This window comes from Pseudomonas sp. PS01297, assembly GCF_029959305.1.
In the GTDB taxonomy this organism is placed as follows: Bacteria; Pseudomonadota; Gammaproteobacteria; order Pseudomonadales; family Pseudomonadaceae; genus Aquipseudomonas; species Aquipseudomonas helleri.
The window spans coordinates 1-5251 of sequence record NZ_JASCPQ010000173.1 but is presented as its reverse complement, the minus strand read 5'-3'; the positions used below and the strand labels follow the sequence as shown (position 1 = coordinate 5251).

The 5251-nt window shown below is 60.5% G+C and carries 5 protein-coding genes; all 5 read right to left on the bottom strand.

Translation table 11 applies throughout. From position 1 onward, the window contains the following. Positions 1–103: 103 nt before the first annotated feature. The gene (locus QMX84_RS25775) at positions 104–1129 is read right to left on the bottom strand and encodes a hypothetical protein (protein WP_282365098.1); all 1026 of its coding nucleotides are present in this window, start codon (positions 1127–1129) and stop codon (positions 104–106) included. A gap of 127 nt (positions 1130–1256) precedes the next feature. Further along, positions 1257–2498 (bottom strand): cytosine deaminase, encoded by a 1242-nt coding sequence (gene codA / locus QMX84_RS25770; RefSeq protein ID WP_262126489.1) that lies wholly within the window; start codon positions 2496–2498, stop codon positions 1257–1259. Next, positions 2495–3718: a PucR family transcriptional regulator gene (locus tag QMX84_RS25765; protein ID WP_282365097.1), complete on the bottom strand. Its 1224-nt coding sequence runs from the start codon at positions 3716–3718 to the stop codon at positions 2495–2497. The genes codA and QMX84_RS25765 overlap by 4 nt, the downstream gene beginning before the upstream one ends. Continuing rightward, positions 3715–4965, bottom strand: a complete 1251-nt coding sequence (gene codB / locus QMX84_RS25760; protein ID WP_262126491.1) for a cytosine permease — start codon at positions 4963–4965, stop codon at positions 3715–3717. Before codB ends, QMX84_RS25765 begins: the two co-directional genes overlap by 4 nt. Before the next feature lie 77 nt (positions 4966–5042). Further along, positions 5043–5251, bottom strand: a 209-nt coding sequence (locus QMX84_RS25755; RefSeq protein WP_282365096.1) for a hypothetical protein, incomplete at its 5' end; no start/stop codon positions are given.

Here is a 5251-nt window from a genome sequence, read left to right as displayed (position 1 = left end):
ATCCAGATGACCTGATAACCGCCCGCAAACCGTAGGAGCGAGCTTGCCTCGCGATCTTTTAAAAGATCAAAAGATCGCGAGGCAAGCTCGCTCCTACAGGGTTTTAGTTAAGCAACGCCCTGAACTCGGCCTGCTGCGCCGGGGCGATGCAGATCTTGATCAAATGCTCGATTTGCCGGGCGGTTGCGTGCTTTTGCTGCAGCAACTCAATCGCCCTGACCCACAGGGCTTTGCGGCAATAAGGCTGCAGATACTCCGCCGTGGCCACTTTTTGCCCCTGAATCATCAACTTGGCCGCTGGCCTGAACGCTTTGTTAACAGCGATCAGGCGCGGCTGCGCCTTGACCTTGGCGAGCAACGACGGCTTGGGGAAGTGCACCGGCACCGTGGCTGCCAGCGTCGGCAGGTCGGCGTGGTAGCGTTCACCGTGATGGTCGAAGAACCCTTGGTTCATCGTGTGGTGATAGCGTTTTTTGGAGTAGTAGTGATGGATGCAGTCATTGGCAGTCACCACGTTCGTGCCAGCCATGGCAAAGGACACGGCGATCTGCTCGATGGTGTGCAGCTTGGCGTAATGCCGGTTCCATTCATCGATCAGCGCGATGGCCTTGTCCAGCAGCCCGGCATTGGCGCGAGTCATGCCGCAAATGCCGCTGTTATACAGCTTGAGGCTGTCGGCAGGGGCTTTGCCGTTGGCAATCAGTTCATCTGAAAACGCCACGTAGTCGGCGCGCAACTTGGCTTCGGCCCACTCCCACTCAAATTCATCCATTAAGTACTGCAGATCGCTGATGCGTTCAAACAGCAGGGCCGGGTCTTTGAAAAACACCGTGTCGGTGTCGACGAAGATGGTTTTGTCCGCGAGTTTGGCCCCGGCGGCGATGGCGCAGGCTTTGCGGCGATGGGTGTAGCCGTAGGCGCCTTTCCACTGCGTGAGTAGCTCGGTGCTCAGGGCGATGACTGTGACGGGCCAGCCTTCAAAGGTCTGAGGCTCGTCAGTCATTAACGTGATGGTGAAACTGTCGGGCACGCGTCGTTCGCGCAGGGCCGACAGAATGCTGAGTTTGGCTTCTTGGCGGTAAACGGCATTACCGCCGTACAGCAGGTACAACAGGTGGGAGGAATCCATACATCCATGCTTTTTAGTGTGCGTTAGCCCAAGGTCGGGTTGTCCAGCGGTGCACATTATGCCGTAAACGTGCAGGGCTCGATAACCCGCCAGCCGCTGCCCCGGGGCGGCGGCTGGCAGGACTTGATCAGGCGCCGATCAGCTCAACGCGCTCAGGGATGCGGTTCATCAGCACTTTACCGGCACGGATCGATACACGAGCCTTGGCCTGGCGGCGCAACACTTCGTAATCATTTTCTGCGTCGAGGATCACCAGGTTGGCCGGACGGCCGACGGCAATGCCATAGCCTTCGCCCAGGTTGAGGGTGCGGGCGCTGTTGTCGGTGACCAGGTCCAGGCAGCGCTTGAGGTCTTCAAAGCCCATCATGTGGCAGATGTGCAAACCGGCATCCAGCACGCGCAGGATGTTGCCGTTGCCCAGCGGGTACCACGGGTCTTTGATCGAGTCCTGGCCCAGGCAGACGTTCATGCCGGCGCGGTCCAGCTCGGCCACGCGGGTCACGCCGCGGCGTTTGGGGAAGGTGTCGAAACGGCCCTGCAAGTGGATGCTTTCGGTCGGGCACGAGACAAAGTTGATGCCCGAGGCCTTGAGCAGGCGAAACAGCTTGGAGCAGTAAGCGTTGTCGTAAGACCCCATGGCGGTGGTGTGGCTGGCCGTGACCCGGCTGCCCATGCCGCGCACGCGGGCTTCTTCGGCCAGCACTTCGAGAAAGCGCGAGTGCGGGTCGTCGGTTTCGTCACAGTGCACGTCCACCAGGCAACCGGTGCGCTCGGCCAAATCCATCAAAAACTTGATCGAGCTGACGCCCTGATCGCGGGTGTTTTCAAAGTGCGGGATCCCGCCCACCACGTCGGCGCCCATCTCGACGGCGCGGGTCATCAGTTCGCGGCCATTGGCATACGACTCGATCCCTTCCTGGGGGAAGGCCACGATTTGCAGGTCGATCAGGTGGCGCGCTTCTTCGCGCACTTCGAGCATGGCCTTGAGCGCTGCGAGCGTCGGGTCGGTGACGTCGACGTGGGTGCGCACGTGCTGAATGCCGTTTTCGGCCAGCATGCGAATGGTGGTATGGGCGCGCTGCTTGGTGTCTTCGTGGGTGATGGTTTCTTTGCGCTGGGCCCAACGCTCGATGCCTTCGAACAGCGTGCCGCTGAGGTTCCATTCAGGTTGACCAGCGGTGAGCGCTGCGTCCAGATGGATATGCGGCTCAACCAGCGGTGCGATCAGCAATTGGCCTTGAGCGTCTATATCGCCGGGTTGTGCCGCGACGCTGCCGGTTTGCAGGGTGATGGCGCTGATGCGCTCGCCTTCACAGCTGACCGTGTACAGGCCTGGGGTTTTGCGCAAGGTGGCGTTGATGATGTTCATGGTCGGTCCTGTCGTTGGGCTTCGGTCATGCGCCATACCAGCAGGGCGACCGAAGCATTCATTCTAAAAAGTGGATCATCGAGCGATTGCCCGCTGAGCTGCTCGATGCGTTGAATCCGTTGGTTCAGGGTGTTGCGGTGGATGCTTAAACGTTGCGCGGCCTTGAGGGCGTTGCCGTTTTCCTGGAGCAGGGCGTCCAGGGTGTCGATCAAGCTGTTGGGCTGCTTGCGGCGGCTTTCGATCATCCGCCCGAGGGTTTGCTTGACGAACAGGTCGATCACCGAGCGATCGCCAATGGCCTGCAGCAAGCGCAGTACCCCCAGTTCGTTGAAGTCGCACAGGCCGGTGGCCGGGCGCAGGTTCTCGGCAACGTCCAGCGCCTGACGGGCCTGGTTGAGGGCTTGAGGGTAGTGCTCACAGGCGTCGACCTTGCTTGCCAGACCCATAAACAGCGCCAGGTCACCGATCACCGGTTGCAACTGCTGAGAGAGGCGGGCCAGGTCGGCGCGAACGTTGTCGTGCTCGGCCAGCAGCAAGATAAACAGATCGCCTTGCACCACCACTGGCAGCGCATCTGGCAGGGCACGGCTCCAGGCGTCGAGATGGTCCTGAACGGCCTGACGAATCAGTTGCAGCAAGCGCTCGGCTTCATCCGGGGCGTGGTTGTCAAACAGCGTAGCAACCGCCGACAGGCGCAGCGCTACCAGGCGTCGCGTGCTGTCCAGCGGCAGCTTTAAATGCGCGGCACGTTGGCGGGCGGTGGCAAGGCTCGGGTAATCGCCGCTGAGCAACTGCGCCAGAATGTCATGGCGCGAGCGCTTGGCCTGAGCCATCTGCACAAGCGCCGTGCCGATCAAGTGCGTGACGATGACCATCTTCAGCAGGTACGGCTGCTCAATCAGCGGTAAACCATAGTGCTCGGCCAGTTCCACAACGGCCTGGGGGATGCGCCGGATAAACGCCTCGCCGGTCAGAATCACCAGCCCGGCGATGCCGCTGGCATCGCCTTCGTGCACCAGGCGCAGCAGGTTGGCTTCGTCGCGGGGGTGGTTGATCCCCGTGACAAACACCAACTCGCCGCCCATCACCCACTCGCCAATGCCTTCGTTCTCGGCCACGTACGACCAGCGCACGGTGCGATGCAGGTTGCGGGCACCCGCCCGAACGGCCATTTCTTCAAGGCCGGGCAGCGCCAGAATTTCTTCAACGGTGAGGCTCAAACCGCCTCCTGCGTGCGGTGTTTGCCAATCTCAAGCAGCACCACGTAGCACAGGGCCGAGGCGGCAATGCCCACCAGCGGCGCGATCCAGGGCGATGAGTAGGCCAGCACGGCGCCCACGGCATACGACACCAGACCCCGCAGGTTGTAGCGTGGCAGGCTGACCGAGGCCAGTTGCGGGTACTTGCCGCGATGGCGATACCAGAAGTCGGCCATGATCACGCCGCCGATGGGCGGGATCACCGAGCCGAGCAGCACCAGAAACGGAATCAGCATTTCATACATGCCGCCGATGGCCAGCACCACGCCGATGGCGGCGGCAATCAGGGTCATCGTGCGGCGACGTTCAGTGCGCACCAAGTGGCAGGCGGCGGCCGACACGTTGTAGATGGTCGGGCCCTGAATGGTCCACAAGTTGAGGCACAGCATAATCACTGCGGCAAACGACAAGCCTTGCAGCATCATTACTTCAACGATATCGGCCTGTTGGTAAACGATGGCGCACCAGGCACCGGCGACCACCATCAGGCCGTTGCCGAGCAGAAAACTGACCACGCTGGCGATGACCGCAATGCGCCCGGTGCGCGACAGGCGCGTCCAGTTGGTGGCTTGTGTGGCGCCGCTGGCGAAGGTGCCGAAGACCATGGTGATCGCGGCCGAGAAGGTCATGGTTTCATGCGGGATTACCGCTGCCAGCGCCTTGAAGCCGCCGACGTGCTGGGTGGCGAGGGCCATCGAGACAATCATCAGCACCAGCATCAACGGCACTGAAATACGCGACAGCACATCCAGGCCTTTAAAGCCGATGATGGCGGTGATGCTGAAGCCAAAGCCAAACACGATCATCAGCGGGACGGTAAAGCCCTCGGCCAGGCCGAGCATTTTGACCAGCACAATCGCCACCGTCGCCGCGCCCCAGGCGTACCAGCCCAGCTCGGCGAACCCCAGGATAAAGTCCGAAAGACGGCTACCGGCCTCGCCAAAGCAAAAGCGCCCCATCAACACCGTGTTCAGCCCGCTGCGCGATGCGATCAGCGCCAGCGCAGCGGCATACAGGGCCAGCAAACCATTGCCGATAGCGGCAATCCACAGCATGTCGACAAAATTGAACGCCATGCCCAACTTGCCGCCGGCGAACATCGTGCCGGTGAAAAAGGTAAAACTGAACAACACCATCGAAATCGGTAGCAGGCCCTTGCGAGCAGTGCTGGGTGCTTCGCTCAACGCAAATTCACCGTGTGAACTCATGAGATTTTCTCCGCCTTTAGTGGGTTGGCCGTGGTCCGTGGCCTGGCTGGGCCAAAGCAATTACCGGGCCTATTTTACTAGGTGGCAACATGCTGAATAAAAGCGGGCAGAAGTAATAATGATGGGTGTTCAAAGTGCACATACCGAGTTGTATTTTTATAAGGATGGTGTGCATTTTGCTTTATTTTGAAGCGCGCGTGCACTGTTTTAGGCGGGGAGAAAGGTAACCCCCCCGGTAGGAGCGGGGGTTGCACCCCGGGGTGTTTTTTTTTTTTTAAAAAAACGG

What these genes read in the sequence shown, in the direction of transcription:
- codB (WP_262126491.1), bottom strand. Translation starts at nt 4,965, where the DNA reads ATGAGTTCACACGGTGAATTTGCGTTGAGCGAAGCACCCAGCACTGCT.
- QMX84_RS25775 (WP_282365098.1), bottom strand. Translation starts at nt 1,129, where the DNA reads ATGGATTCCTCCCACCTGTTGTACCTGCTGTACGGCGGTAATGCCGTT.
- codA (WP_262126489.1), bottom strand. Translation starts at nt 2,498, where the DNA reads ATGAACATCATCAACGCCACCTTGCGCAAAACCCCAGGCCTGTACACG.